Origin of the sequence: Methanohalophilus sp. WG1-DM (genome assembly GCF_004104135.1) — an archaeon.
GTDB classification, from domain to species: domain Archaea; phylum Halobacteriota; class Methanosarcinia; order Methanosarcinales; family Methanosarcinaceae; genus Methanohalophilus; species Methanohalophilus euhalobius.
This window is the reverse complement of record NZ_RRBA01000067.1, coordinates 1-287: the sequence shown is the minus strand read 5'-3', so window position 1 is coordinate 287 and position 287 is coordinate 1. Positions and strand designations below refer to the sequence as shown.

Below are 287 nucleotides of genomic sequence, written 5' to 3'. Positions count from 1 at the left end.
TAACGAAGTCAGGGCAGTGTGATATATGATTCGAGACATCAGGGATTATGTCAATGACATCTATGCTGCCATGGAGGCGGCAGAGAATTTTGTCAGTGATTGTTCCCTTGAAGATTTTCTCGAAGACAGAAAGACCCAATATGCCGTTATCAGAGCCCTGGAGATTATTGGTGAAGCAGCAAAGAATATCCCTGATGATGTCAGACAAAAGTATCCCTCAATCCCCTGGAAAGACCTGACAGGAATTCGGGACAAATTGATACATGCTTATTTTGGAGTTAATCTGG

The 287-nt window shown here is 42.9% G+C and carries 1 protein-coding gene; it reads left to right on the top strand.

Annotated features, from left to right (window positions below; translation table 11 throughout):
* Positions 1-25: 25 nt before the first annotated feature.
* Positions 26-287: DUF86 domain-containing protein (locus CI957_RS10495; protein ID WP_164909107.1), on the top strand; the 262-nt coding region annotated here is incomplete at its 3' end.